This is a genomic window from Selenomonas sp. GACV-9 (assembly GCA_900116485.1).
Classification (GTDB): Bacteria; Bacillota; Negativicutes; order Selenomonadales; family Selenomonadaceae; genus Selenomonas_A; species Selenomonas_A ruminantium_G.
On record FPAX01000001.1, the window covers coordinates 58,537 to 84,480 of the forward strand.

A 25,944-nucleotide genomic window follows, 5' to 3' on the forward strand; every position below is an offset into this window, starting at 1 on the left:
AAGGTAATAACATGAGCAAACCAATCGTGGCTATTGTAGGCCGCCCCAATGTTGGCAAGTCGACCTTGTTCAATCAGATTGGCAAGAAGCGCGTATCCATCGTCGACGATATGCCGGGCGTAACGCGTGACCGCATCTACCTCGATGCCGAGTGGCTCGACCATGAGTTCACGATGATCGATACGGGGGGAATCGAGCTTGATGAGAGCAATCATATCTTGAAATCCATGCGCGATCAGGCACAGATTGCCATGGAGGAGGCCGATGTCATCCTGTTCCTCGTTGACGGCCGTGCGGGGTTGACGACGGCTGATGAAGAGGTAGCCAAGATCCTGCGCAGCACGAAAAAGCCGGTTATCCTTGGCGTCAACAAGATAGACAGCACGCAGCTTTCCATGAATGCCTATGAGTTCTACAATCTTGGCCTTGGCGATCCGATTCCTCTGTCGGCATCGAATGCCATGAACCTTGGTGATCTGCTCGATGCTATTGTGGCCGCATTCCCAGAGCATGAAGTTGAGGACAAGGATGAGGATGAGATCAGCATTGCGGTCATTGGCCGTCCGAATGTGGGCAAGTCCTCTATCGTCAATCAGCTGCTCGGCGAGGAGCGCGTCATCGTCAGCGATATGGCTGGTACGACACGTGACGCCATCGACACGCATTTTGTCAAGGACGGCATGAAGTTCATGCTGATCGATACGGCCGGCATGCGCCGTCGCGGCAAGATTGATGAGCCGGTTGAGCGTTACAGTGTCATGCGTTCCTTGCGCGCCATTGACCGTGCGGATGTCGTCTTGATGATGATTGATGCCTCGGAAGGCATCACGGAGCAGGACAAGAAGATTGCTGGCTATGCGCATGAATCGGGGCGCGGTGTTGTCATCGTCGTCAATAAATGGGATATCTATCCGAACAAGGATGACAAGTCGACGCTGCGCTTTACCGAGGAATTGCGTGAGGAAATCGGTTTCCTGCAGTATGCACCAGTCCTCTATGCCTCGGCACTTACTGGCCAGCGCGTCGGCCGTGTGACGGAACTAGTCAAGTATGTGGCTGAGCAGCAGTCGATGCGCATCAAGACCAGCGTTCTCAACGAACTCATCCGCGATGCGGTATCGATCAACCCGCCACCGATGCATCGTGGCCGTCGCTTGAAGATCCTGTTCATGACTCAGGCCGATGTCAAACCGCCGAAGTTTATCATTTTCGTCAACGATCCGGAGCTCATGCACTTCTCGTATCTGCGATTCATCGAGAACCGTCTGCGCGAAATGTACGGTTTCGAGGGTACGCCGCTGCGCCTGATCGTGCGTGCGCGGGATGAGGAGGATGAGTATTGATGGAGAATATGGCAATTGCCTGCCTCATTGCGTATCTGCTGGGCTCGATTCCGAACGGTCTTGTCTTTGGCAAGCTGATCTGGCACATTGACCTGCGCGAGCATGGCAGCCACAATATCGGCGCGACCAATGCCTGGCGCACGCTGGGCAAGGGGCCGGGCTTCTTGATCTTTCTGCTTGACTTCCTGAAGGGCGCACTCAGCGTTTGGCTGGGCTCACTGCTCGTCGGCACGCCGCTAGCCATGGTACTGGCTGGCGTTTTGGCAATCGTTGGCCATTCGTGCTCGCTATTCTTGAAGTTCAAGGGGGGGAAGGGCGTAGCGACGGGGCTCGGTGTCATCGTTATGATGATGCCGCTGCCGGCGCTTATCGTCTTTCTGGTCTGGCTGGTTATCGTCAAGGTCAGCGGCTATGTATCGCTGGGATCGATCGTTGCTGCGGCTTTGGTACCGGTTCTTGCCTGGCAGTTTGACTATCCGACAGAGTATATCGGCTTTGGCGTGCTCGCCGCGGCCTTTATCATTATCCGCCATCATGCGAATATCGGCCGTCTTCTGAGTGGAACAGAAAGTAAGATCAAGGCTGGACATCGTTGACAATTTTTGCAAGATTTTAGATAAAACTTTACGTATTTTACAAGTGTGATGGACATTTGTAAAAAATATATTGGCAATCGTCCACGAGTTGTGGTATACTATCTTTTGTCAGTAGAAATATATCCATTGGAGGCGCAATATATGAATAATCAAAAGAGCGGATTCTTCCTCGTTCGCGAAGAAATCCTTCCAGAGGCTATCAAAAAGACAATCAAAGTCAAAGAGATGCTTAAACGCGGTGATGCTCGTACGATTAACGAAGCCGTTGAAAAGATGGAGCTTTCTCGCAGTGCTTATTACAAGTACAAGGATTATGTTTTCCCGTTCTATGAAGCCAGCCAGAACAAGATCGTTACGCTGACTTTCCTGCTTGAGCATAAGAAGGGTGTGCTTTCGAGTGTACTCAACACGATTTCCTCGGATTCGGGCAGCATCATGACGATCAATCAGGGCATTCCTTTGCAGGGCGTTGCCAATGCGACGGTTTCGATCGAGACGGCCAACCTCAGTGTAGATCTCGAGGCATTGCTCGATAAACTGCGCATGGTTGATGGCGTGAAACGTTTAGAAGTGTTGGGACAGGCTTAAGCTGAAAGGAGGTGCGCTGATATGGAAAGAGTCATTCGTGTGGGGTTACTCGGAGCCGGTACTGTCGGTTCGGGTGTCATTCAGGTCTTGGCGATGAATCGGCGGCAGATTACCGAGCGCGTCGGCGCACAGATTCAGCTGAAAACTGTCCTGGTCCGCAATGCGGCCAAGAAACGTCCGCAGCTTGATGGATTTAAGGTTACAGATAATATTGAGGATATCGTCAATGACGATGAGATTGATATTGTCGTTGAACTCATGGGCGGTTTGGAGCCTGCCCGGGAGTATATGCTCAAGGCAATGGAACATGGCAAGAGCGTCGTAACAGCCAATAAGGATGTCGTGGCCCAGTTCGGCAAAGAAATGTTTGCAATGGCTGAGAAGCATGATGTTGACTTCATGTTTGAGGCCAGTGTTGGCGGCGGCATTCCTATCATCACACCACTCAAGCAGTGCTTGACGGCAAATAAGATCACGGAAATCATGGGTATCGTCAATGGAACGACCAACTATATGCTCACGAAGATGACCGAATGCGGCAGCGACTACGACGAGGTGCTCAAGGAGGCACAGGCCAAGGGCTATGCCGAGGCGAATCCGTCGGCTGATGTGGATGGTCTCGATGCTGCGCGCAAGGCAGCCATCCTGGCATCGCTGGCCTTCAATACGCGCGTGGAGCTCAAAGACGTATCGGTTGAAGGTATCACGAAGATTACCCCTGATGACATCGAGTATGCGCGTAATCTTGGCTATGTCGTGAAACTGCTGGCTGTTGGTAAGGACTCGCCTGAACACGGCGTTGATGTCCGCGTTCATCCGGTGTTCCTGCCTAAGGAACATCCGCTGGCGGCAGTAAATGGCGTGTTCAATGCGATTTTCGTGCGCGGCAATGCTATCGGTGAGGCCATGTTCTATGGCCAGGGCGCCGGTTCCTTACCGACGGCTTCGGCGGTGGTCTCCGATATCATCGATGTTTCGCGTGATATCGTGAACAAGACCTTCGGCCGTGTCCGTTGCACCTGCTATGAGCAGAAAACACTTTGCCCGCTGGATGATACGGAGTCTTCCTACTATGTGCGCTTGCTTGTCGATGACAAGTCTGGTGTCTTGGGCCTTATTGCTACGGCATTCGGCGATGCTGGTGTCAGCCTTAAGTCTGTCATCCAGACGCAGCGCAATATCGTCGACCATGCTGAGATCGTGGCCATCACGCATACGGTCCGTCATGCAAGTATCCAGAAAGCCTTGGAAGAGCTTAAGGGTATGCCAGTAGTCGATGAGATCCGTAATGTCATTCGCGTAGAAAAGGAGCAGGTTTGATGTCTTTTGCAGATCGTACGATAAAGATCCGCGTTCCGGGCACAAGTGCCAATTGCGGGCCGGGTTTCGATTCGATTGGGCTGGCCTGCACGGTCTATAATGACTTGGAACTCACGCTCAAGAAGGAACCAGGTGTAAAAATCACGATAAGCGGCGAAGGAGCCATGAATATTCCCTGTGATGGCCGCAATATCGTCTGGCGTTCCGTGCAGTATCTGTTGCGCAAGGCTGGCCTTGCCGATGAATATCCAGGTGCTATGATTCATATGGATAATCAGGTGCCGCTCTCGCGTGGCCTGGGCAGCAGTGCCACGGCAATCGTTGCCGGGCTCAAAGCGGCCAATGTGCTGATCAATAACCGTTTCAATCGCCGTGAACTGCTGCAGTTTGCCACGGATATCGAGGGACATCCGGACAATGTTGCACCGGCGCTGTTCGGTGGATTCACGGTCAGCACGGTGACGAAGGGTAAGGTGGAGTGTTTCTCATTCCTGCCGAAGTTCCGCATGAAGCTAATCGTGGCGGTGCCGGACTTCCCGCTGTCGACGCGCAAAGCGCGTGCAGTGCTGCCGATACATGTACCGATGGAAGATGCAGTCAACAATATTGGCCGGGCAGCGATGCTCGTAGCTGCACTTTGCAAGGGCAATGATAAGTTCCTGCGCAATGTGTTTGATGATGCTTTGCATCAGCCGTATCGTGCCAAGCTGATTCCGGGCATGTATGATGTATTTGAGGCCGCTCGCAAGGCGGGGGCACTTGGAGCGAATCTCAGCGGTGCAGGCCCGTGCCTTATTGCCTACGCCTTGGAGCGGCGTCACTGTGAAGAGGCGGTTGGTGCAGCAATGCAGGAGGCCTTCCGCAAGCATGAGGTCAATGCGAAGGTACTCATCATGGATCTTGATACGCGCGGTGCACATATCGTAAAATAAAAGCAATGCAAGCAGCCTTCCCTATGGGGAAGGTTTTTTTGCCGATATGAGAAAAGATATGAGGATGGTTATGAAGGAAGTTGAATTTGCACAGCGGCTTAAGGGGGCCGGAGCGCGGGTGTTTCTCGTAGGCGGCTGGGTGCGGGACTATGTGCGCGGTGTGGAGCCACATGACAAGGATTATATGGTGACGGGCATTACCGAAGAAACCTTTACCGAGCTGCTGCCGGAGGCAGTGAAGGTAGGCAAATCCTTTCCGGTCTATCTCGTGGAAATTGATGGTGTAAATTCCGAGGTCGCCTTTGCCCGCAAGGAAAAGAAGACCGGCAGCGGTTATTGCGGTTTTGCCGTCGACTATGATTCGTCGGTGACTGTCGAGGAAGATCTTTATCGCCGTGACACGACAATGAACAGTCTGGCGATGGAATTGCCACAGGGAAATATCATCGATCTTTATGGCGGCATCGATGATGTCCATCAGCGGCGCATCCGGGCAGTGTCGGCGCATTTTTGCGAAGATCCGGTGCGGGCACTGCGCGCTGCGCGGCAGGCTGCTGAATTTGATTTTACGATCAGCGAGGAAACCTATGATTTGATGCGTGCATGCCGCGATGAATTGCAGGCAGAACCGGCGGAGCGTTTGCTGGCTGAATTGCGCCGGGCTTTACAGACGCCGAAACCATCACGTTATTTCCGCTGCCTGGCACAGGCGGGGCTTTTGCCTGTGACGTTTCCAGAGCTTGCGGCGCTGATTGGCAAGACACAGCCAGCAGCTTTTCATCCCGAAGGTGATGCCTTTGAGCATACTATGCTGGTGCTTGATACGGTAGCTGAAGCGACGGATTCGGTCTTGGCGCGCTTTGTCGGCCTTGTCCATGACTTAGGCAAGGGGCTGACGCCAAAAGCGATGGAGCCGCATCACTATGGTCATGAAAAGCGCGGGCTTGAGGTGCTGAAAGCTTGGAATGCGCGCATGACACTGCCGAGAGACTGGCTGCAGGGCGGTTTGTTCATCATTGCCCAACATATGCGTGCCCCACGGCTTACCAAGCCGGCCAAGATTGTCGATTTGCTCTTGGCGGTGGAAAAGAGCTGCCTTACTTGGGCGGAGTTCAAGGCCGTGATTCGTGCCGACCATCACAGCCTGCCGCATTATTTGGAGAAGGCAGAGCAGATTGTCTGTCAGCTGAAGGCGATACGTGGCAAGGATTGCCCAGCGGAAATTACAGGCCCCAGGGTGGGGGAGTGGATACGGAACCAACAGGTCCTTCTTTATCGAAATATCGTGATTGATTCGGATTGCGCCGATTGATGTTGCCAAATTTTCAAAAAGTCGCTATAATTAAGATAATAAATGGCGTATAACATATGGCGCCAGGCGATAGGGAGATTATGGGGAGGCGATAGCTCATGAGCTGCATCATTCCGTATAAATCGGTTGCACCAAAGATTGATTCCAGTGTATTTTTGGCACCATCAGCCACAGTGGTCGGTGATGTTGAAATCGGCGAAGGGGCAAGTATCTGGTTCAATGCGGTGGTTCGCGGGGATTTCCAGCCTATACGCATCGGTAAGAACACCAATGTTCAGGACAATGCCGTGATTCACGTCATGGCAAATGTTCCGACGGAGATTGGCGAGGAGGTTACCATTGGTCATAATGCAATCGTCCATGCCCGCAAGATTGGCAATAACTGCCTGATTGGCATGGGATCGATCATTCTCGGTTACACGGAGATTGGCGACAATGTCGTGATCGGTGCGGGAACCTTGATTACCCAGCACAAGAAGATACCAAACAATTCGCTCGTCTATGGCAATCCGGCACAGATTATCCGTGCATTGCGTGAAGACGAGATGGAGGCGCTGCATGACTCGGCACTCGATTATCGCAAGGTAGCAGAAAATTACAAGGCAGAATTGCTTTGATTGATTTTAATATTTAGGCAAGGGGATTTGTTTTAATGGAAAAAACACTCGTACTCATCAAACCAGATGCGTTCAGCAAACATTACAGCGGGGATATCATCAAGCGCTATGAGCAGGAAGGGTTCCGCATCGTAGCGATGAAACTCTTGAAGATGGATGAGCGTCTGGCCTCCATTCACTACGAAGAGCATATCGGCCGTCCCTATTATGAGGATCTTGTGAGCTTCATGACGTCGGCACCATTGATTGCTTTGGTGCTCGAAGGCGAGGATGCCATTGCTCGCGTGCGCAAGCTGCATGGTAAGACCAATCCGGCCGAGGCTGAAGAGGGGACAATCCGCAAGCAGTTTGCTGCCAGCGGCAGCCGCAATGCAGTCCATGCATCGGACAGCGTCGAAAATGCCAACCGTGAGATCCACATCTTCTTCAATGAGACGGAAATCCTTGATGGCGAGTATCACGCAAAGGAATAATATTTGCTTATAAGCAAGAACTCCAGGCTATAGTTTGGAGTTCTTTTATTGTATACAAAAAAATAGCAATTAAAGCAGGATATTATAAATTTTCGGAGAATACAGATAATATCATAATAATAGGAGGGAATGTCAATGAAGAACTATAAAAGTACCAATATCCGCAATGTTGCTGTCGTGGGGCATGGGAAAACGGGCAAGACGAGCCTGCTGGATGCTTGCCTGTTCAACACGGAAGCCGTAAAGCGTCTCGGAAGTGTTGAGGATAACACGAGCGCTCTTGATTATGAGCCCGAAGAGACAAAACGTGGCATGACGATCAACCTGAAACTGGCGGCCTGCGAATGGCGGGACTTCAAGCTCAATTTCATTGACACGCCGGGGTATCCCGATTTCGTCGGGGAAGTCAAGGATGCTATGGCAGCAGCTGATAGTGCCTTGATTGTCATCTCAGCATCATCGGGCATTAAATCCGGGACAGAAAACGCTTGGTATTATGCAGAAGAGAATGAATTGCCAAGGGCATTCTTCATCAATAAGATGGATCGCGAGCATGCTGACTTTGACGGTGTCGTGGAAGAGCTGCGGGTCCGTTTTGGCGATGGCGTCGTCCCTGTCCAGTTGCCCATCGGCAAAGAGGCGGCGTTCCAGGGCGTCGTTGACCTGCTCTCGCTGCATATGAAGATTGTCACGCATGATAAAGAGGTCATCAAAGATGATGTGCCTGAGTATATGACGGCAGAGGTCGAGCAGGCACGGCAGAAGATGATTGAGGCGATTTCAGAGTTTAACGATGAATTGCTGGAGAAATATATCGAAGGGGCAGATATCACTGAGGTGGAGATTGCCGCTGCCTTGATTGAAGGTATCCAGGCAGGCAAGATCTTCCCTGTATTCTGCGGCTCAGCTAAGCAGAACATCGGCATGCGCAAACTCATGAACGGCATTGTCGAGTATATGCCGACACCGTACTTCAAGGTATCGATAGGCCTGGATCCTGTTAGCGGGGAACTCAAGGAACGTCATACGGAGGATGCCTTCTCGGCCCAGGTGTTCAAGACCATTGTCGATCCGTTTGTGGGCCGCCAGAGCTATATCCGCATCTTGTCAGGCGATATGCGCGGCGATGCATCGTATTATCATCCGAACAAGGAGAATGAAGAGCGCATTGGAACGCTGTTCACGCTACAGGGCAAGGCCCAGCATAATCTGAACCAGGTGGCCGCTGGCGACATTGTCGTGACGACAAAGCTGCAGCAGGTAAAGACTGGCGATACGCTCTGTGATAAGAGCGATGCTATCCAGTATGAGCCAATCGCATATCCTGAGGCCATGCTGGAAATGGCTGCCTCAGCACATAAGAAAGGTGAAGAGGACAAGGTATTTGGCGCACTGGCCAAGCAGCAGGATGAAGATCCGACATTGCTGGTGACGAAGAACAAGGAGACTGGTGAGACATTGGTACGCGGAGTAGGCGAGGTTCATCTTGAGATCATGGCCGAAAAGCTCCAGCGAAAATTTGGTGCAGAAATCGAATTGTCGAAACCACGGGTACCGTATCGTGAGACTATCCGTCAGAGCGTCAAGGTACAGGGACGCCATAAGAAACAGAGTGGCGGACATGGCCAGTTCGGCGATGTCTGGCTGGAAATCGGCCCACGTGAGGCCGGTTCGGGCAATGAGTTTACCGAGACAATCTTCGGCGGCAGCGTGCCAAAACAGTATATACCAGCTGTGGAAAAGGGAACGGCTGAGACGCTGGCTCAGGGCGTGCTGGCTGGCTATCCGGTTGTCGATGTCAAGGTCAATCTCTATGATGGGTCCTATCATCCTGTCGATTCCTCAGAGGCGGCCTTCAAGACGGCAGCAGCTCTGGCCATCCGCAAGGGAGTCATGGAGGCAAAGCCAATCCTGCTGGAGCCGATTGAAACCATCAAGGTGCTGACACCTGAGTATTATCTCGGCGATGTCATGGGCCGTCTCAACAGCAAGCGTGCCCATGTGCTCGGCGTTGACAGCAAGGAGCGTGATATGAGCGAGATCCAGGCGCTGATTCCGCTGGCTGAGCTCTATAAGTTCGCGACAGATCTGCGCTCGCTGACGCAGGGGCGTGGCTCTTACCAGCTGGAGTTTGCCCGCTATGAGCCGGTACCGGAAAAAGCGGCTGCCGACATAATTGCTGAGGCGCAGGAACACTGAACAGGTTGTCATTTGCAAGGGTTTTTCCGATTCGCGGAAAGACCCTTTTTACTTGCAAACGGTGGGTAAAGATGTTAAGCTAATAAAGTACTTACTGCTGTATGAGCAGAAAATAAAGTAAGAAAAGAGATAGTGTATTATGTGGGAAAAAGTATGCGCTGGTATGCTTGGCGCGATGATGATAACGGGGACAGCAGGCGTTTCGGCTGCTGGGGTCAATAAAGTACAGGCTGAGCAGCCGGTAGCAGTAACGGCAAAGGCTCCTGCTGAGCAGGCGCAGGCAGCACAGCAGAAGGAGGCGCCTGAGGCGACGACGGCAACCGCCGCACAGGCTGCTGCTGAACCAGCCAAGACGACAGGCGAGGAACCGGCACAGGTACAGAAGAAGGAAGAGCCGCTGAAGATATCCATCAATCTGGCAGCGCGTTCCTTGGCTTTGTACCGCGGTGCGGAAAAAGTGCGTTTGTATCCGATTGCGCCAGGCAAAGCATCAACGCCGACGCCGACGGGCTACTATAAAGTACGTGAGAAGGAAGTCAACCCGACCTGGACGGATCCTGAGACCGGTGTGTCTATCCCGACGGGCCCCGAGTGCCCGCTGGGATATCGCTGGATTGGCGTGCAGGGCAACATTGGCATCCACGGTACGAATAATCCGAGCTCCATCGGCACCTATGCCTCCCATGGCTGCATGCGCATGTTTGAAAAGGATGTAGAGGAGCTTTACAGCCTCGTAAGTCTTGGTACGCCGATTGAGATTACCTACAACCGCGTCGTTGTGGAAAAGGCACCGGCTGATGATACGGTAGTATATTACATCTACCCGGATGCATATGGCTGGCAGAAAGTATCTACAGAAGAGGTACATAAATGGCTGGCTGGCTATGGCGTAGGCAACTTTGTCAGCGATGAGGAAATCGACAGGAAGATTGCAGAGTCAGATGGCAATCCTACCTATGTAGGTAAGGTTTATCCGCTCTATGTGAATGGCAAGCGTTTGAAGAACAATGCTGTAGAGCAGGATGGCGTCACGTATCTGCCGGCGATTGATTTGGCTGATGCCGTCAAGGTCAATCTCGGCTGGCTGCCGGAGGCTAATACGCTGGTAAGCACGTTTGGCAAAGCCGAGGGCTTTGATAAACGTGATGTGCTTTATTGCAAGGATAAAGATGTCCGTACGTTATTCCACCTGGCTGGCGGTATTGATAAGGACAAGCACTTCACGCTTGCTGCCGTAAGCGCTGAGGTCACGGAAAACAAGCTGCCAGTTGCTGAAGAGAAGAAAGCAGAAGGCAAGGCAGAGCAGAAAGAAGAAAAGCCTGTGCTCACCGATGGCAGCGCCAGTAAGAAGTCGTTGACAGAAATCTATCAGGAGGCCACGAAGTAACCAGCATTCGGATGGTTGATGATTTTTTGGTACATTATTTAATTGAACAATATAGAGGAGGAATCCTGTTGAGCCAGCGTTTTGTGATTTTGGATGGCAGCAGCCTTATGTATCGTGCGTTTTATGCGCTGCCACCGCTAACGGATTCCCAGGGCGAGCCGACCAATGCGATATTCGGTTTTTCCAATATGTTGACGAAGCTTCTGGGAGAGCTGAATCCTGATGCTTTGGTCATCGCCTTTGATAAGGGAAAAAAGACGTTCCGTACGGAGCGTTACGCTGAGTACAAGGGAACGCGTGATAAGACACCGGAAGAGCTCCTCGCCCAAATCCCGCTGCTGCATGAATTTGCAGCAGCTTTTGGCATTTCATTCATCGAAAAGGAGCGCTACGAGGCCGATGATATCATCGGTACGCTGGCAACGAAAGCTGCGGCGGCTGGTCATGATGTCATGGTCGTGACCGGGGATAAGGATGCCTTGCAGCTCGTGCGACCGAACCTGCGCGTCATGTTGACGAAGAAGGGCATATCGGAACTCAAGGCCTACGATGAAGCGGTCTTTACCGAGGAATACGGATTTGAACCGATTCGCATGATTGATCTCAAGGGACTTATGGGCGATACTTCCGATAATATTCCAGGCGTTCCGGGGGTAGGCCCCAAGACGGCGACGAAACTGCTCGTCGAATATGGGACGCTTGAGAATGTCTTGGAACATATCGAGGAAATTTCGGGCAAAAAGCTCAAGGAGCGCCTGACCGAGAATCGTGAGCAGGCCATCCTGTCGAAGGAACTGGCTACGATCGAACTGCAGGTGCCAGGTATCGTGCTGCAGATGGATAGCTATGCCATCACGCCAGATCATGCGCGGATGAAACAGTTCTGTGATCGTTACGAGCTCAAGGCAGTCTGGAAAAACTTCACGAAAATCTACGGGGCAGAGGGCGATGGCCTGTTTGCGGGGATGGACATTCCTGAGACGGTCACGGTTGACTTGTCATATCGCCGTTGGGAGCAGGACGAGGCTGCGGCTTATCTTGCCAAGGCGGAAAAGCTGGCCGTAAGCGGCATGTTCTCCGGTAAGGCGCCCTTTGAGCAGCTTGATGGTGTAGCTGTAGTGACATCGCCAGGCGGCGAAGCCGGTTTTGTAACGGCAGACTCAAAATCTTTTGTGCAGCTTTTGGCAGCGATGGAGTCAAAGCCTGTGACGGTGTTTGAACTCAAGCGCTATTACCATGCGGGACTTAAGCCCGCCAATCATTATTTTGATGTCAAGCTGGCGGCATATCTTTTGCAGCCTGAGCTTTCAAAATACGAGCTGGCGAATCTTTCCCATCAGTATTTCCCGGAGCAGAGCGTTCCCGAGCAGTTTGCCGATAAAATCGAGCAGGCAGTCTGGGAGGCAAGACTGCTCGCGCAGCTGCAGGATAAGCTGATGGCTGAGCTGGAGTCGCTGGGCATGAAGTCGTTATATGAAACGATTGAGTTGCCGCTGGTTGAGGTGCTCGCGGCCATGGAACAGAATGGCGTCTATGTGAATCGTGACCATCTGGAGCGTAAGGCAGCTGAGGTCGGAGCCAAGATCGAGGAAATCCAGCAGGATATCTATACGCTGGCCGGGACGGAATTCAATATCAATTCGCCCAAGCAGCTTGGCGAGGTCTTGTTTGAGCGCTTGGGGCTGCCGGCCACCAAGAAAACGAAGACGGGATATTCCACGAATGCGGAGGTATTGGAGTCGCTAAGGTTCCAGCATCCTATCGTCGAGCAGATCCTGGCCTACCGCATGTGGACGAAATTGAAATCGACGTATCTTGATGGCATCGGCGAGCTCATCCATCCGGAGTCGGGCCGTGTCCATACGAGTTTCAATCAGACGGTCACGGCGACGGGACGACTGTCGAGTTCGGACCCGAACCTGCAGAACATCCCGGTTCGCACGGAAGAGGGGAAGACAATCCGCGCGCTATTTGAACCAGGCGAGGGCTATGACTGCCTGCTTTCGGCGGATTACTCGCAGATCGAGCTGCGGCTGCTGGCCCATATGTCGGGGGACGCAAGTTTTGTCGATGCCTTCTGCCAGAATCAGGACATCCATGCGCGCACGGCTGCTGAAGTCTTCGCGGTGCCCTTTGCGGAGGTCACGCCGGATCTTCGCCGCAAGGCCAAGGCGGTAAACTTTGGTATTGTCTACGGTATCAGTGACTATGGGCTGTCGCGCGACCTGCATATCCCGAAGAAAGAGGCGGCTGAGTATATCAAGAATTATTTTGCGCGTTATCCTGGCGTCAAGAAGTTTCTCGATGATACGGTAGCTGAGGCCCATGAGACGGGGGGCGTCAAGACCCTGTATGGCCGCCGCCGTGAATTGCCAGCCATCAAGAGCCGCAACTTCATGCAGCGTTCGCTGGCTGAACGCATGGCCATGAATACGCCAATCCAGGGTACGGCTGCTGACATCATCAAGCTGGCGATGATTGATGCCTACAAGCGGCTGCAGGCAGCGGGTGTCAAGAGCCGCATGTTGCTGCAGGTGCACGATGAGCTCGTGCTCGAGACGACTCAGACGGAACTTGAGCAGGTCAGTGCCATCCTCAAAGAGTCGATGGAACACATCGTTGAACTTTCGGTGCCGCTTATTATCGATATCCATAGCGGTAAAGACTGGGCGGAGGCGAAATAAGATGCCGGAAATGCCTGAGGTGGAGATTATCCGCCGCTATCTGGACAAGGAATTGACCGGTCAGCGCATCATGGGAATTGACATATTGTTATCACGCCAGATCAAGTGGCCGGAGCCCGAAGGCTATCGGGCCATGGCGATTGGCCGCAGGATTGCTGGCATGAACCGCCGGGGCAAGTATCTGCTGCTGGTGCTTGATAACGGCAGTGAGCTTGTCTTCCATCTGCGCATGACGGGAAGGCTAGTCTATGAGCCGGATGGCGTAAATCACGACAGCTATGCCCGGCTGCTTTTTCATCTGGATGGCGGCGGCCTGCTGGTCTATGGCGATACCCGCACGCTGGGGACGCTCTATGCGTTATCCCCAGGCGAGCGCTGGCGCATACATGGCCTTTTTGAAATGGGGCCAGAGCCGCTTACCGAGGACTTTACGCCAGCATATATCCAGCAGACGGCCAAGGGCCGCCGGACGGCGGTCAAGTCGTTCCTGCTCAATCAGAAATATATCGGCGGCATCGGCAATATCTATGCCGATGAGGCATTGTTCCTAGCGGGCATCCATCCGCTGCGGCCTGTGGGCAGCTTGTCAGCGGCAGAATGCCAAAAGCTGCATGAGTCCGTCAATGAAGTCATTGCTGCCGGTATACGCGACGGCGGTACGACCTTCCGTGACTATAAGAACGGCGAGGGCAAGCAGGGCAGCCATCAGGAACAGCTGTATGTCTACAATCGCAAGGGAGAACCATGTCACAAATGTGGCACGGAGATTGAGAAGATAACCGTTGGCGGGAGGGGGACCCATTTTTGCCCGCACTGTCAGCGGTCCTAAGGGATAAAAGGGATGGGAAGTATATGAAGGTAATAGGGCTGACGGGAGGCATTGCCAGTGGCAAGAGCACCGTCTCGCAGTACCTGCGTGAAAAGGGCGCAGCCGTTCTCGATGCTGATGCGATTGCTCATGCGCTGGCAGAGCCGGGGGGCAGTATCTATTGTGCGTATCGCAGTCATTTCGGTGATGGGATATTGCAGAGCGATGGCAGCCTGGATCGGGCGGCCATCGGCAAGATCGTCTTTGCGGATCCGGCCGAAAAAGAATGGCTGGACAAGGCGGCGCATCCGCTGATCCAGGCGGAAATCGAGCGACAGCTCGCTGTAGAAAAACAACGTGAGGTGCCGCTTATCGTGTTGGATGTTCCATTGCTCTTTGAGGCAGGATGGGATAAAATGACAGAAGAAAACTGTCTTGTCGATGTCAGTGAAATGGTGCAGCTCAAGCGGCTGATGCAGCGTGATGGCTATGACGAGCAGGCGGCACGTGCGCGCATGGCCGCGCAGATGCCTCTTGAGGAAAAACGGCGGCGGGCAGACCGCTTGATTGACAATAATGGTGACTTGCCGGCGACCCTGCGGCAGGTTGACCGCTTATGGAAGGAGTGGACGCATGACGGATTTTCACAATAGGGTCCGGCAAAGCAGGCAGATGCAGCATCGCCGCATGGTTGCCTGCTTTTGCGTCGCATTGTTCATACTGGTGATGAGCCTCAGTGCCTATCTGATCCTGCAGTTTGAACCGGTGCAGCGCAGCTATTTCTATGTGTATCCCTACCATGATACTGTGATGAAGTATGCGTCCATGTATCGGGTGGACAGCAATTTGGCGGCTGCGGTCATCAAGAAGGAGAGCAAATTCAAGCGCGATGTGCATTCCCATCGCGGGGCAATCGGGCTCATGCAGATCATGCCCGATACGGCTAAGTGGATATCGACGCAGCTGGGTGATACGGGCTATTCCGAGGAGGCTCTCCACGAGCCTGATCGCAATATCCGTTATGGTACCTGGTATCTGGCCACGCTGCAGAAGGAATTCCATGGCAACGATGTGCTGGCACTGGCGGCGTATAACGCCGGGCGTGGCAATGTGCAGGAATGGATGAAGGAAAATGACTGGTCCTATGATTTTGCCGACATCGAGGCGATTCCGTTCAAGGAGACGCGCGAATATGTCCGTCAGGTTTTGGCAGACCAGAAGAAATACCGGGAGCTTTATCCCGAATAATAGATGTGCAATTTGAGGGAGTTTGGCAACATGCAGAAGTATCGGATTGTCCCGAAACAAGAGAATATGTTTTGGCAGCTGGTTCAGGGAATGTCGCTTGCTGATGGGCAGAAGGAGCTCATGAAAGCAGCGACCATCCGGCATGTGGAGGTCTGCACGAAGACAAGCAGCTGGGAAATCGCGCTGACAAGTCAGACCCTTATTCCCGATGCCTTGCTGCAGGAGGCGGCGGTACAGATCCGGCGCAAATGCCAGCTCGAAAGCGTCGTCTTCTATCAGGATGTCATCAACATCGAGGACGGCATCCAGCAGATCTGGCCCAAGCTCGTGACTGTGGTCTCTGAGGGCAATCCGACGGTGTTCCAGCTGCTCAAGCGCTCGAAGTACAGCGTCGATGGCAGCAAGCTCATCATCGATGTGCCAGGGGAGCTCGGCGGCGAAATCATGCGTGCCCATTCGGTCACGCAGCTCATGAGCCGCGCCATCAAGCAGATGCTCGGCTATCGTTGCCCAGTGGAGTGCAATGCCAGCGATGAGGTGTTGCAGAATCTTGAGGTTGACGATAGTTTCAATACGCCCGAATACCTGGCGGCCTGCCGGCAGGAGCGGGTGGCTGAGACCCGCGCAGCAGCGCCGGATCAGGCTGCGAAGAAGGCCGCAAGTCCGGCAGCCAAACCGGTGGCTAAGCCGGCAGCTGCTGCCGACAAGCCGAAACTGCCCAAGCATCATGACGATTTTGACAAGCCAGTCGTGGTACAGGGCGCTGGCAACTTGATTTTCGGCCGCGGCGTCATGGGTGAGCGCAAGCTTATCGATGAGCTCGAGGGCGAGACGAAAAATGTCATCTTAGAAGGTTTCATTGGTGAGGGCTCTGGCTCTGGCCTCAAGACAATCGAGTTCAAGACGGGCACGAAACTTTTGACGTTCTGTTTGGCTGACGAGTCCAACGGCATTGCCTGCAAGAAGTTCTTCAAGCCCAAGCGCGGCAAGAATGGTCCCGAGGAGGACTACGACGAGATCATCGGCCGGCTCAAAGAGGGCATGGAGGTTCGCGTGCGGGGATCGGTGCGCTTTGATACCTATATGAACGAGTATGTATTGTTCATCGATGCGATGGCTAAGAAAGAAAAACAACAGCGCGAGGATACCGCTGAGGTCAAGCGCGTTGAGCTACATGCGCATACGACTATGAGTGCGATGGATGCTGTCGTATCGGTCAAGGATCTCATCAAGACGGCTGGCCGTTGGGGATGGCCAGCCATAGCTATCACCGATCACGGTGTCGTGCAGGCGTATCCAGATGCGGCAAAAGCAGCCAAAGACGCTGGCATCAAGGTCATCTATGGTATGGAGGGCTATCTGACTGGCGATGACTATGAGCAGAAACGCGCCAACCATATCATCTTCCTGGCGAAGAATCCCAACGGTCTGCGCAATCTCTATCAGATGGTTTCGCTGGCCCATGTCAAGTATTATCATCGTCAGCCGCGCCTGCCCAAGAAGATTGTCCAGGAGTACCGCGAGGGCATCCTGATTGGCTCGGCCTGCGAGGCGGGGGAACTCATCCGCGCCATTGTTGAGGGACAGTCGGATGAGGAGCTCATTGAGATTGCCAAGTTCTACGATTATCTGGAAATCCAGCCAATCCACAACAATGACTTCTTGAAGCGCAGCGATAAGTTTCCCGACATCACGACGGATCAGGACCTTATCGACATCAACCTCAAGGTAGCAGAGCTTGCGCAGAAACTCGGCAAGATGCTCGTCGCGACCTGTGACGTGCATTTCCTGAACCCTGAGGACAGCATCTATCGTGCTATCCTGATGAAGGGCAAGGGCTTTGATGATGCTGAGCTGCAGCCGCCGCTTTATCTGCGCACCACGGAGGAAATGCTAAGAGAGTTTGACTATCTCGGCGAGGAACTGGCCTATGAGGCTGTCGTCACGAATCCGCGCAAGATCAACGAGATGATTGAGTCCTTCAAGCCGATTCCTGATGACCTCTATTCGCCGATGATTCCCGGGGCTGACGATGAGATTCGCACGATGTCATACAATCGGGCTAAGGCTATGTATGGCGAGAACCTGCCCGAAATCGTCGAGGCAAGGTTGCAGCAGGAACTGAAACCTATCATCGGCCATGGTTTTTCGGTCTTGTATCTCATCTCGCAGCGTCTTGTTAAGAAATCCAACGACGACGGCTATCTGGTTGGCTCCCGTGGTTCGGTCGGCTCGTCCTTTATTGCGACGATGACCGGCATCACCGAGGTAAATCCATTGCCGCCCCATTGGCGCTGCCCGCATTGCCAGTATAGCAAGTTCATCACCGATGGCTCCTATGGCTGCGGCTATGACCTGCCAGATATGACCTGTCCGGTTTGCGGCGAGCCGCTCATCAAGGACGGCCACGATATCCCGTTTGCCGTCTTTCTCGGTTTCGATGGCGATAAGGTCCCGGATATCGATCTGAACTTCTCCGGTACTTATCAGCCGGTGGCGCATAAATACACCGAGGTATTGTTTGGCAAGGACAACGTCTATCGCGCAGGTTCTATCCAGACCGTCGCCGATAAGACAGCCTTTGGCTACGTCAAGAAGTTCTTCGAGGAGAAGGGCGTCAAGAAACATATCTCGTATATCGACAGGCTTGCCCATGGCTGCATGGGTGTCAAGTCAACGACGGGCCAGCATCCGGCCGGCATCATGGTTGTGCCGCGCAATATGGATGTGCATTTCTTCACGCCAATCCAGCATCCGGCCAATGATATGAACTGCGGCACGATCACGACCCACTTCGACTATCACTCGATAAGCAGCCGTCTCGTCAAGCTCGATATTCTTGGGCACGATGATCCGACGGTCATCAAGATGCTCGAAGATCTCACGTGCCGTGATCCGAAGACGATACCCTTTGATGATAAGGCCACGATGTCGCTGTTCAATTCGACGGTGGCTTTGGGCCTTTCGCCGGAGGAGCTCGGGGCGACTTCGGGTACCTTTGGTATCCCCGAGTTCCGCACGCCGTTCACGCGGCAGATGATTGACGATACGAATCCAGACGTGTTCTCGGATCTCGTGCGCATATCGGGCTTCTCACATGGTACCGACGTTTGGCTCGGCAATGCCCAGGACCTTATCCGTGGCGGCCAGTGCACCATCAAGAACGCTATCTCGGCGCGTGACGATATCATGATGTATCTGATTCATAACGGCATCGATCCGTTGCTCTCCTTCAAGACGATGGAGAAAGTCCGCAAGGGCAAGGGAATAGCGGATGATGTGGTCGAGATCCTGCGCAAGGGCGGTATCCCGGAATGGTATATCGAATCGTGCCAGAAGATCAAGTACCTGTTCCCTCGTGCCCATGCGACAGCCTACGTCATGATGGCCTATCGCATTGCCTTCTGCAAGGTGCATTATCCGTTGGCATACTATGCGGCGTACTTCTCAATCCGCGCGGCCGAGTTTGATGCCAATGTCATTGCCCGTGGCAAAGACTACGTTGGCGAGCAGATCCACCAGCTGGAGCTGGCGGCCAAGGAGAAGAAACTCGATGCCAAGCAGAATGCGACGCTTATCGTCCTGCAGCTGGCCTGGGAGATGTATCTGCGTGGCTACAGCTGCGAGTATGTGGACATCTACGAGTCGGATGCGGAGAAGTTTGTCATCCATGAGAAATCGTTGTTGCCGCCAATCGCGAGCCTTAGCGGCATGGGTACGAAAGCTGCCCAGAGCATTGTCGAGGCGCGCAAGGACGGTGAGTTCACAAGCATTGAGGACATGCGCCGTCGCACGGGTATCTCGAAGACCAACATTGAGATCCTGCGTGACCATGGTTGTCTTGACGGTATGGGCGAGAGCGATCAGATCGCGCTGTTCAGTTAAAGCAAATTGGTTATCTAAATAAAGGAAGTCTAAGTACCCCATGGAAAAGAAGTTTGATATCAACGAAGAAGGTTATAGCATCCGCTGCAAGCTGTTCGTACGTGACAGTGACAAGACTACGCGGACGTTCGAGGATGTTGCCATCATCACGCACGGTTTTGGCAGCCATAAGGATACCTCCGGTACGGCAAATTTCGGCGAGCACCTTGTCAATAAGTACAAGGGTTATGCGGCCATTGCCTTTGACTGGCCCTGCCACGGCGAGGATGCGCGCAAGAAACTTTCGATTGCCGAATGCCTGACGTACCTGCGGCTCGTGACAGCCTACGTCCGGCAGGAGCTGCAGGCGCAGCATGTCTACAATTATTCGACGAGCTTTGGCGCGTATCTGACATTGCGTTATATCCGCGAGCAGGAGAATCCCTTCGCGAAGATTGCGCTGCGCAGTCCGGCGGTCACGATGCTTGATTCCATGCGCAATCATATCAGCGAGGCTGACCGGTCAAAACTGGCCAAGGGCAAAGAAATACAGGTTGGCTTTGAGCGCAAGCTGAAACTTGACCAGAGCTTTCTTGACGACTTGGCTGCCTTTGATGTCATGGAGCAGGAGTATTTCGATTTTGCCGATGATATGCTAATCATTCATGGAACTAAGGATGAGATGATTCCGCTCGCTAAGTCCCAGGAGTTTGCCGAGAACAATGTTATCGAGTTCGTGACGGTTGAGGGGGCGAACCATCCATTCCAGAATCAGAATCACATGGCACTGGCCATCAGCAAGATCGTGGAATTTTTTCAAGTGAAAGAGCATAATAGGGAGGAATGAACCAAAGCATGGAACGCTTGGGGGAGAAACAAGAGAATAAAGAGCAGGTTTTCAGCCAGCCATTTGCCGAAATCGGGCCGAAGATGCATCTGCTGCTGCATACGGGCCAGCTGTTGATGGAAAATGGCGCCGATTCGGACCGCACGGTTCGCGATATGATGCGTGCGGCGGCCTTTATGGGGATACCGAAGGAGAATATCCATCAGCATGTCATGTATACGACGCTGATGCTAAATGTCAATGACGAGCAACGATCCTATACGGAGTTTCGCAAATGTACGAAACATGGCGTCAACATGACGATACTGTCGGCCATCAGCAAGCTGACCTGGCGGGCCATGGCGAAAAACTACTCGCTGCAGGACTACGAGCGGCAGCTCGATAACATCCGCAATCTGCCGCGCAACTATCCAGTATGGCTTACGGCCTTAGGGGCTGGCGCAGCCTGCGGAGGGTTCTGCAAGCTCTTTGGCGGCAGCTGGCTCGATTTCGTACTGACGGCAGTTTGTGCGCTGCTGGGCTTTTTGATCCGCCGCTGCTGTGTGGGCTATGGATTCAATACCTATGCGGCCATTGCAATCACCTCCTTTGCGACGACGATGCTGGCCTGGGCGACGCAGTTCCTGACGGGGGGACTCAACTGGTATCCGCTCATAGCCTGCACGCTGTTCCTGGTTCCAGGTATTCCGCTTATCAATGCTGTCGATGATCTTTTGAATAACTTTATCGTTTCCGGTATGACAAGGGCCATGCATACCTTGCTGGTTGTCGGCAGTATGACCTTTGGCATCGTGACAGCTATCCGCTTGGGCGGCGTGACGGACTTCACGAGCGTGGGGTTGACCCCTGATACCTTCTATATGTCGCAGGCGATTGCCGCAGCCGTTGCATCGATGGGCTTTTCCATCATCTTCAATATCCCGAAACGCCTGCTGCCGGTGGTGGCTGTGGGGGGTATCATCACGGTGCTGCTGCGCAATATCACGGTATTGGAGCTCGGCTGGTCCCAGGCAGCTGGTTCCTTCTTCGGGGCAGCTGTTGTCGGCATCATTGCGCTCAAGGCCATCCATTGGTTCCATACGCCAAATATCATCATGACCATCCCATCGGCTATCCCGATGATTCCAGGCGTATTGCTTTACCGGCTGCTGTTTGCCTTGCTCAATATCGAGTCGATTACTTCCGAGGCCTTGCTGGCTGGTATCCGCAGCGGCGTATCGGCCGTCATCATCATCATCGCGATTGCCGTCGGTGTGGCGATTCCCAATATCTTTATCCATCGCTATATCCAGCAGCGCAAATACAGTGCTGAGCAGCGCCTGCTCGCGCAGCGCTATGCGGAAATGGACGATTGATACAGGCAGGAAAGCAGAAAGAGGCGATGCCGCAAGCAGGAAAGACTTGCGGCATCGCCTCTTCTATTTGACTGTTCAGCGGATATGCTTTGCCTTGCCCCAGTCGCTGACTTTCTGGTAAAGCGGCGTGGGAACCTGGTATCTTTGGCCTAGAGCAACGATGCGGTTGACGAGACCGTCAAACTCGGAGACGCCGCCTGCAAGGACGTCGCGCTGCATCGAAGTACGCAGGCCAGGTTTGAAGGCATCAATCATCTTGAGTCCTGTGGCGACGAGATCGTTTTCCCATTCGAGACCCATCGCGTGACCAATGGCGACGACTTCGGCAATCAGCCCAGTAAACAGGCTGCGTACCTCGCCTTCGTGCTGGAAGTCGTCGCTTACGGCATCATAGTAGAGGCCGGCAGCTCCCATCGGCGAGACAAAGGCGAATTTCTGCAGGGCGTCACGCTGGATATGGGCGGTGAAATGCGCGCGGATACCGGCGTCATTCATGATCTGCTCAAGCTCCTGTGCTTTGGCAGAAAGACGCTGGTCCTGTCCGGGCCGGAATCCGAAGAAGACGCGTAGGATCTTTTCGGGCTGCAGGATGACGCCAGGTTCGCCAATCTTGGCAAAGACGTACATGCATCCATCGAGGCAGGTGAGGTCCGGCAGATGCTGCTGCATGACTTCGCCGGTGCCAAAGACGTTGAGGATCGGGACAATCAAGGTGTCGGGGCCGGCGGTACGGCGGGCAAGCGCGATGGCGTCTGCTAGCCCGTAATATTTGACGCAGATAAGCATGACGTCAGGGACATCGTTGTATTCTGCCATCGTGCAGGCTTTGGCCGGCTGGATGACGATATCGCCGCGATGCTCTGTGCGGACGGTCAGGCCATGCTGCTGCATGGCGGCAAGGTGTTTGCCGCGGGCGATGAACGTCACGTCCTGACCGCTGGCGGCAAGATAGGCGCCGAGCGTACCACCAGTGCCGCCCGTGCCAACGATTGCAAATTTCATGAAAATCCCTCCTTGAGGACTATTCTATCACAGGCAGAGATAATAATAAATGAGCAGGATGGCAAGCAGACCGAGATTTGCCAGGGTGAAGAGGGAAAGATAAGGACCGGTCTTATGGAATCGCGTACCCTGATAAGCTTTGAAGGAGATGACGCTGGCCATCGAGGCGATGATGGTGCCGAGGCCGCCGATATTGACGCCGAGCAGCAGCGGTCCGGAGGCTGTCGTGTACTGGGCGAGCATAACTGTGGTCGGCACGTTGCTGAGCACCTGGCTCATCAGCAGGGAAACGAGAAACTCATGACCAGCGAGCAGCTCAGCAGGGCCGGTCTGCAGGAAGGGGATGCGGGCAAGGCTGCCGACGCCGAGGAAGAGGAAGGTAAAGAGCAGCAGCAGTTTGTAGTCTACTTCGCGGAATAACTTGCGGTCGAGCAGGGCAATGCCCGGCACGACGATGACCATAAGCGCGGCAAAGGGCAATAGCCGCAGCACGTTGAGCAGGCAGAGCGTGAAGAGGAAGAGCAGCGGCATGATGCGGCGCCAGTGGAGAAATTCTTCATTTTGGGCCGCTATCGTTACCGGCTTATCCTGTAAAAGATAGGTGGCAAGATAGATGATGATGCCGCTGAGCAGCACGATGGGGCCCGTGATGGACAGGAAATCCGTAAGGGGCAGGCCGTAGTAGGAGTAAATGAAGAGGTTCTGCGGATTGCCGATTGGTGTCAGCATGCTGCCCATATTGGCGGCAATCGTCTGCCAGATGACTACAGGAATCAGCAGGCGGATGGCGCGGACTTCTGTCAATACGAGGATGGCCAGCGGCACGAAGATGATGAGGGCGACGTCGTTGGTAATCAGCATCGAGCTGAAAAAACAGCTGAAGATGAAGAAACGGCCAAGTGTGCGGCTCGAAGTCTCGCCATGGAACAGCTTTAGGTAGATGGCAGAAAACAGGCCGCTTTGACGAAGGCCGGCGACGATGCTCATCAGGCAGAACAGCAGCCCGAGTAACGGCAGGTTGATGCTCGCCAGCAGACTGGCAGGCGGTGCCGGTGCCAGGGCAATGGTTATAAGGGCAAAGGCAAGGGCGGCCGCAAGGTCGGGATTGCGGCGCAAATATTTACGGCAAGCCGTGAAGGACATATGAATCAAGTCTCCTTTAAAATAACGATAGACCTATTTTAATATAGATTTAGCCGAAGTCCAAGGAGAATTTGCCTGCAAGGGAAGGACGCGGGCAGCTGGTAACGAATATTGGTAATGAAGAGCAGCAAAGGAGAGTATGCATGCAGACAGTAAGCAATGTTTTGGAACTTATGCATCTGGCAATCGTTCCCGTATTGGGGCGGGCCGAAAATGTGGTGGATGCGACAGCTGGCAATGGCCATGATACGTTGTTCCTGGCCGAGAACACGCCAGCCTCAGCACATATCTATGCCTTTGATATCCAGCCCCAGGCCATCGCAAACACTAAGGTGCGCACGGAAAAGCACGCGTCGCGTATCAGCTATATCTTGGACAGTCATGAACATCTCGGAGAGCATGTTCATGAACCGATTGACGTCATACTATTCAATCTCGGCTATCTGCCGGGGGCTGAGCATACGGCCGTGACACGGCAGGAAAGCACGGAAAAAGCTGTGGAGCAAGCACTGGAGAAACTCAAGGTAAATGGCCTCGCGGTAGTCGTCGTCTATCCCGGACATCCCGAGGGAAAAGTCGAGGCCGATATGCTTGCCACGTATTTTGCATCATTGCCTTGCCGCATTTTTACAGTAGGCTGTTATCGGTTGGTGAATCACAAAGAGACTGCTCCATATGCGTATGTAATTGAGCGTGTCAGGTCAACTGACTGAATCAGATTGATAAAGGTTAACAAAATATTGACAAAACAGTGATAAAGATATATCATTTGTAATATAAGTTGATATACTTGCAAGTATCCATGGATAAGTTTTCTATAGAAAATGACAAAGGCGTCAAAAGCACAGGTTGCTTTTGACGTTTTTTATTTGCCGCAACAGATAAGCTGTTGGTGAAGGGATTGTAGGAAGACGTTGGGCTTACAAGGAGATGTTATTATGGAACTGGCTCAGATTTTGATGGTCATTACCTTGATATTCATGGTATGGGGGAAGACACCGCTTTACTTGACTGCAATTGTTGGATCGACGATTGCGGCCCTGGCTGCTGGTTTTCCTATTTCTGGCAAGGCAGATGTTACATTGATCAAGCTGGTCAACGGCGGGTTGAATCCTGTTATTGCAGATATCACAGGAGTCCTTATGTTTGTGGGGATTCTTGAGAGTTCTGGCTTTTTAAAAGTTATCATCAATAAGATAATGGCTTGGGGGTCTCAGTTAGGCGGGGCACCGGGAATTACTGCTGCAGGGAGCTTGGCTGCTGGCTGCATTGGTGCTTTGACAGGCTTTACGCAGCCTGTAGTTACAGCAGCTATTACTGGTCCGGCTGCGACAAAGTTGGGAATGGATCCCAATAAGACTGCTGGCCTGGCTGCTCATGCAGGTCATTTTGGCAACTTTGCTGGTTTTACGCATCCTACCCAGGTTGCTGTAGTGGCAACGGCTGCTATTGGCTTTGGTGCAATCAATGTCGTTGGCGCTATCGTGGGTATATCCATCATATTGTTCAGTTTCGTTCGTGTGGCAAGCGCAATGAAAAAGAATCCGCCAGTCCTTGATGAAGAAACAAAAAATGAAGTGGAGCGTTCTTTTGCGAATGTTTCTGAATATAGTTTCGGCTTGGCTGTTTTCCCGTTTTTGCTTTTCTGTGCCGGTTTTGTGCTTGGCTTTCCCGTATTTATCGTCGGCTCCGTTTGTGCAATACTAGTTGGTCTTTTAGCCAAGATGGAATTGCATAAGAGTGAAAATGAGATGATTGATGGAGTGAAGAAAGCAGCGATTCCAATCGTGGCTACAATCAGTTTCCTATTTATGAGTGGTGTCATCAATAAGATTGGTCTTGTGGATGTCATCGCAGATATCATGGGACCGTTCGTGACGGTGTCGCCGATTTATTCGATGCTGTTTGTATCAGCGCTGGCAGGATTTATCACCCAGTCAAATGCCGCCTCAGTTGCTATAGATGTACCGTTCCTGCAAGTCGTGTTAGCTGCTGGCGCAGATCCGCTCACGGCAGCTTGTGCCGCAGCTGGCGGTTCGGCTGTCACGCAGTACTATTTGACTGGTGGGCCGGTGGCAGCGCTGTCTACCGTTATTCCTGTGGTCAAGGACTCAAATCTAAAGGATGCCAATAAATTTCAGCGCCCGGCGATGTTGTTTGGCTTATTGGTTTTGTTTGTCCTTGTAAGTGTATTGCTGATAGTTCGTTGATGGTGAGCATCAGCAG

Annotated in this window: 21 protein-coding genes; 19 read left to right on the forward strand and 2 right to left on the reverse strand. The window is 53.1% G+C overall.

Translation table 11 applies throughout. The annotated features are described in order from the left end of the window. Positions 1-11: 11 nt before the first annotated feature. The 17 genes from der (at position 12) to BM322_RS00350 (ending at position 21,573) form a co-directional block, all read left to right on the forward strand. Positions 12-1,343 carry a ribosome biogenesis GTPase Der gene (der, locus tag BM322_RS00270; protein ID WP_075427918.1) on the forward strand — a complete coding sequence of 444 codons (1,332 nt, stop codon included), beginning with the start codon at positions 12-14 and terminating at the stop codon, positions 1,341-1,343. After that, positions 1,343-1,939, forward strand: coding sequence for a glycerol-3-phosphate 1-O-acyltransferase PlsY (gene plsY / locus BM322_RS00275; protein ID WP_075427919.1), 597 nt, complete (start codon positions 1,343-1,345; stop codon positions 1,937-1,939). Before der ends, plsY begins: the two co-directional genes overlap by 1 nt. A gap of 141 nt (positions 1,940-2,080) precedes the next feature. Further along, positions 2,081-2,527, forward strand: coding sequence for an ACT domain-containing protein (locus BM322_RS00280; protein WP_033170805.1), 447 nt, complete (start codon positions 2,081-2,083; stop codon positions 2,525-2,527). 21 nt (positions 2,528-2,548) lie between these two features. Continuing rightward, complete coding sequence (locus tag BM322_RS00285; protein ID WP_075427920.1) at positions 2,549-3,847, forward strand: homoserine dehydrogenase; 1,299 nt, start codon at positions 2,549-2,551, stop codon at positions 3,845-3,847. After that, a complete protein-coding gene (thrB, locus tag BM322_RS00290) occupies positions 3,847-4,779 on the forward strand; it encodes a homoserine kinase (protein ID WP_075427921.1) in 933 nt (310 codons plus the stop codon). Before BM322_RS00285 ends, thrB begins: the two co-directional genes overlap by 1 nt. 70 nt (positions 4,780-4,849) lie before the next feature. Further along, positions 4,850-6,091, forward strand: a complete 1,242-nt coding sequence (locus tag BM322_RS00295; protein WP_075427922.1) for an HD domain-containing protein — start codon at positions 4,850-4,852, stop codon at positions 6,089-6,091. Between the two features lie 98 nt (positions 6,092-6,189). Next, a complete protein-coding gene (locus BM322_RS00300; protein WP_075427923.1) occupies positions 6,190-6,708 on the forward strand; it encodes a gamma carbonic anhydrase family protein in 519 nt (172 codons plus the stop codon). A gap of 35 nt (positions 6,709-6,743) precedes the next feature. Beyond that, entirely contained in the window at positions 6,744-7,181 is a 438-nt protein-coding gene (gene ndk / locus BM322_RS00305) for a nucleoside-diphosphate kinase (protein ID WP_075427924.1), read from the forward strand. Between the two features lie 135 nt (positions 7,182-7,316). Next, positions 7,317-9,380: an elongation factor G gene (gene fusA, locus BM322_RS00310; RefSeq protein ID WP_075427925.1), complete on the forward strand. Its 2,064-nt coding sequence runs from the start codon at positions 7,317-7,319 to the stop codon at positions 9,378-9,380. Positions 9,381-9,519: 139 nt separating this feature from the next. Next, on the forward strand, positions 9,520-10,767 hold the full coding sequence (locus BM322_RS00315; RefSeq protein WP_082334256.1) for a L,D-transpeptidase: 1,248 nt from the start codon (positions 9,520-9,522) through the stop codon (positions 10,765-10,767). A gap of 68 nt (positions 10,768-10,835) precedes the next feature. Beyond that, positions 10,836-13,451 carry a DNA polymerase I gene (polA, locus tag BM322_RS00320; protein ID WP_143102136.1) on the forward strand — a complete coding sequence of 872 codons (2,616 nt, stop codon included), beginning with the start codon at positions 10,836-10,838 and terminating at the stop codon, positions 13,449-13,451. Between the two features lies 1 nt (position 13,452). Beyond that, positions 13,453-14,280: a bifunctional DNA-formamidopyrimidine glycosylase/DNA-(apurinic or apyrimidinic site) lyase gene (gene mutM / locus BM322_RS13630; RefSeq protein WP_075427926.1), complete on the forward strand. Its 828-nt coding sequence runs from the start codon at positions 13,453-13,455 to the stop codon at positions 14,278-14,280. 23 nt (positions 14,281-14,303) lie between these two features. Then, positions 14,304-14,912, forward strand: a complete 609-nt coding sequence (gene coaE / locus BM322_RS13635; protein WP_075427927.1) for a dephospho-CoA kinase — start codon at positions 14,304-14,306, stop codon at positions 14,910-14,912. Beyond that, a complete protein-coding gene (locus BM322_RS00335) occupies positions 14,893-15,507 on the forward strand; it encodes a lytic transglycosylase domain-containing protein (RefSeq protein ID WP_082334258.1) in 615 nt (204 codons plus the stop codon). Before coaE ends, BM322_RS00335 begins: the two co-directional genes overlap by 20 nt. A gap of 30 nt (positions 15,508-15,537) precedes the next feature. Beyond that, the gene (locus BM322_RS00340) at positions 15,538-19,392 is read left to right on the forward strand and encodes a PolC-type DNA polymerase III (protein ID WP_075427928.1); all 3,855 of its coding nucleotides are present in this window, start codon (positions 15,538-15,540) and stop codon (positions 19,390-19,392) included. A gap of 40 nt (positions 19,393-19,432) precedes the next feature. Next, positions 19,433-20,218 carry an alpha/beta hydrolase gene (locus BM322_RS00345; RefSeq protein ID WP_075427929.1) on the forward strand — a complete coding sequence of 262 codons (786 nt, stop codon included), beginning with the start codon at positions 19,433-19,435 and terminating at the stop codon, positions 20,216-20,218. Continuing rightward, entirely contained in the window at positions 20,215-21,573 is a 1,359-nt protein-coding gene (locus tag BM322_RS00350) for a threonine/serine exporter family protein (protein ID WP_318254481.1), read from the forward strand. The genes BM322_RS00345 and BM322_RS00350 overlap by 4 nt, the downstream gene beginning before the upstream one ends. Before the next feature lie 75 nt (positions 21,574-21,648). On the opposite strand, the gene BM322_RS00355 is transcribed toward BM322_RS00350, so the two are convergent. Together BM322_RS00355 and BM322_RS00360 are read right to left on the reverse strand one after the other, a co-directional pair. Next, positions 21,649-22,575 (reverse strand): ketopantoate reductase family protein, encoded by a 927-nt coding sequence (locus BM322_RS00355; protein ID WP_075427930.1) that lies wholly within the window; start codon positions 22,573-22,575, stop codon positions 21,649-21,651. Between the two features lie 27 nt (positions 22,576-22,602). After that, the gene (locus BM322_RS00360; protein ID WP_082334261.1) at positions 22,603-23,718 is read right to left on the reverse strand and encodes an SLC13 family permease; all 1,116 of its coding nucleotides are present in this window, start codon (positions 23,716-23,718) and stop codon (positions 22,603-22,605) included. 143 nt (positions 23,719-23,861) lie between these two features. On the opposite strand from BM322_RS00360, the gene BM322_RS00365 reads away from it, so the two are divergent. Continuing rightward, entirely contained in the window at positions 23,862-24,431 is a 570-nt protein-coding gene (locus BM322_RS00365) for a class I SAM-dependent methyltransferase (RefSeq protein ID WP_075427931.1), read from the forward strand. A 225-nt stretch (positions 24,432-24,656) separates the two neighbouring features. Further along, on the forward strand, positions 24,657-25,928 hold the full coding sequence (locus BM322_RS00370; protein ID WP_075427932.1) for an SLC13 family permease: 1,272 nt from the start codon (positions 24,657-24,659) through the stop codon (positions 25,926-25,928). Positions 25,929-25,944 lie beyond the last annotated feature (16 nt).

What these genes read in the sequence shown, in the direction of transcription:
- der (WP_075427918.1), top strand. Translation starts at nt 12, where the DNA reads ATGAGCAAACCAATCGTGGCTATTGTAGGCCGCCCCAATGTTGGCAAG.
- plsY (WP_075427919.1), top strand. Translation starts at nt 1,343, where the DNA reads ATGGAGAATATGGCAATTGCCTGCCTCATTGCGTATCTGCTGGGCTCG.
- BM322_RS00280 (WP_033170805.1), top strand. Translation starts at nt 2,081, where the DNA reads ATGAATAATCAAAAGAGCGGATTCTTCCTCGTTCGCGAAGAAATCCTT.
- BM322_RS00285 (WP_075427920.1), top strand. Translation starts at nt 2,549, where the DNA reads ATGGAAAGAGTCATTCGTGTGGGGTTACTCGGAGCCGGTACTGTCGGT.
- thrB (WP_075427921.1), top strand. Translation starts at nt 3,847, where the DNA reads ATGTCTTTTGCAGATCGTACGATAAAGATCCGCGTTCCGGGCACAAGT.
- BM322_RS00295 (WP_075427922.1), top strand. Translation starts at nt 4,850, where the DNA reads ATGAAGGAAGTTGAATTTGCACAGCGGCTTAAGGGGGCCGGAGCGCGG.
- BM322_RS00300 (WP_075427923.1), top strand. Translation starts at nt 6,190, where the DNA reads ATGAGCTGCATCATTCCGTATAAATCGGTTGCACCAAAGATTGATTCC.
- ndk (WP_075427924.1), top strand. Translation starts at nt 6,744, where the DNA reads ATGGAAAAAACACTCGTACTCATCAAACCAGATGCGTTCAGCAAACAT.
- fusA (WP_075427925.1), top strand. Translation starts at nt 7,317, where the DNA reads ATGAAGAACTATAAAAGTACCAATATCCGCAATGTTGCTGTCGTGGGG.
- BM322_RS00315 (WP_082334256.1), top strand. Translation starts at nt 9,520, where the DNA reads ATGTGGGAAAAAGTATGCGCTGGTATGCTTGGCGCGATGATGATAACG.
- mutM (WP_075427926.1), top strand. Translation starts at nt 13,453, where the DNA reads ATGCCGGAAATGCCTGAGGTGGAGATTATCCGCCGCTATCTGGACAAG.
- coaE (WP_075427927.1), top strand. Translation starts at nt 14,304, where the DNA reads ATGAAGGTAATAGGGCTGACGGGAGGCATTGCCAGTGGCAAGAGCACC.
- BM322_RS00335 (WP_082334258.1), top strand. Translation starts at nt 14,893, where the DNA reads ATGACGGATTTTCACAATAGGGTCCGGCAAAGCAGGCAGATGCAGCAT.
- BM322_RS00340 (WP_075427928.1), top strand. Translation starts at nt 15,538, where the DNA reads ATGCAGAAGTATCGGATTGTCCCGAAACAAGAGAATATGTTTTGGCAG.
- BM322_RS00345 (WP_075427929.1), top strand. Translation starts at nt 19,433, where the DNA reads ATGGAAAAGAAGTTTGATATCAACGAAGAAGGTTATAGCATCCGCTGC.
- BM322_RS00350 (WP_318254481.1), top strand. Translation starts at nt 20,215, where the DNA reads ATGAACCAAAGCATGGAACGCTTGGGGGAGAAACAAGAGAATAAAGAG.
- BM322_RS00355 (WP_075427930.1), bottom strand. Translation starts at nt 22,575, where the DNA reads ATGAAATTTGCAATCGTTGGCACGGGCGGCACTGGTGGTACGCTCGGC.
- BM322_RS00360 (WP_082334261.1), bottom strand. Translation starts at nt 23,718, where the DNA reads ATGTCCTTCACGGCTTGCCGTAAATATTTGCGCCGCAATCCCGACCTT.
- BM322_RS00365 (WP_075427931.1), top strand. Translation starts at nt 23,862, where the DNA reads ATGCAGACAGTAAGCAATGTTTTGGAACTTATGCATCTGGCAATCGTT.
- BM322_RS00370 (WP_075427932.1), top strand. Translation starts at nt 24,657, where the DNA reads ATGGAACTGGCTCAGATTTTGATGGTCATTACCTTGATATTCATGGTA.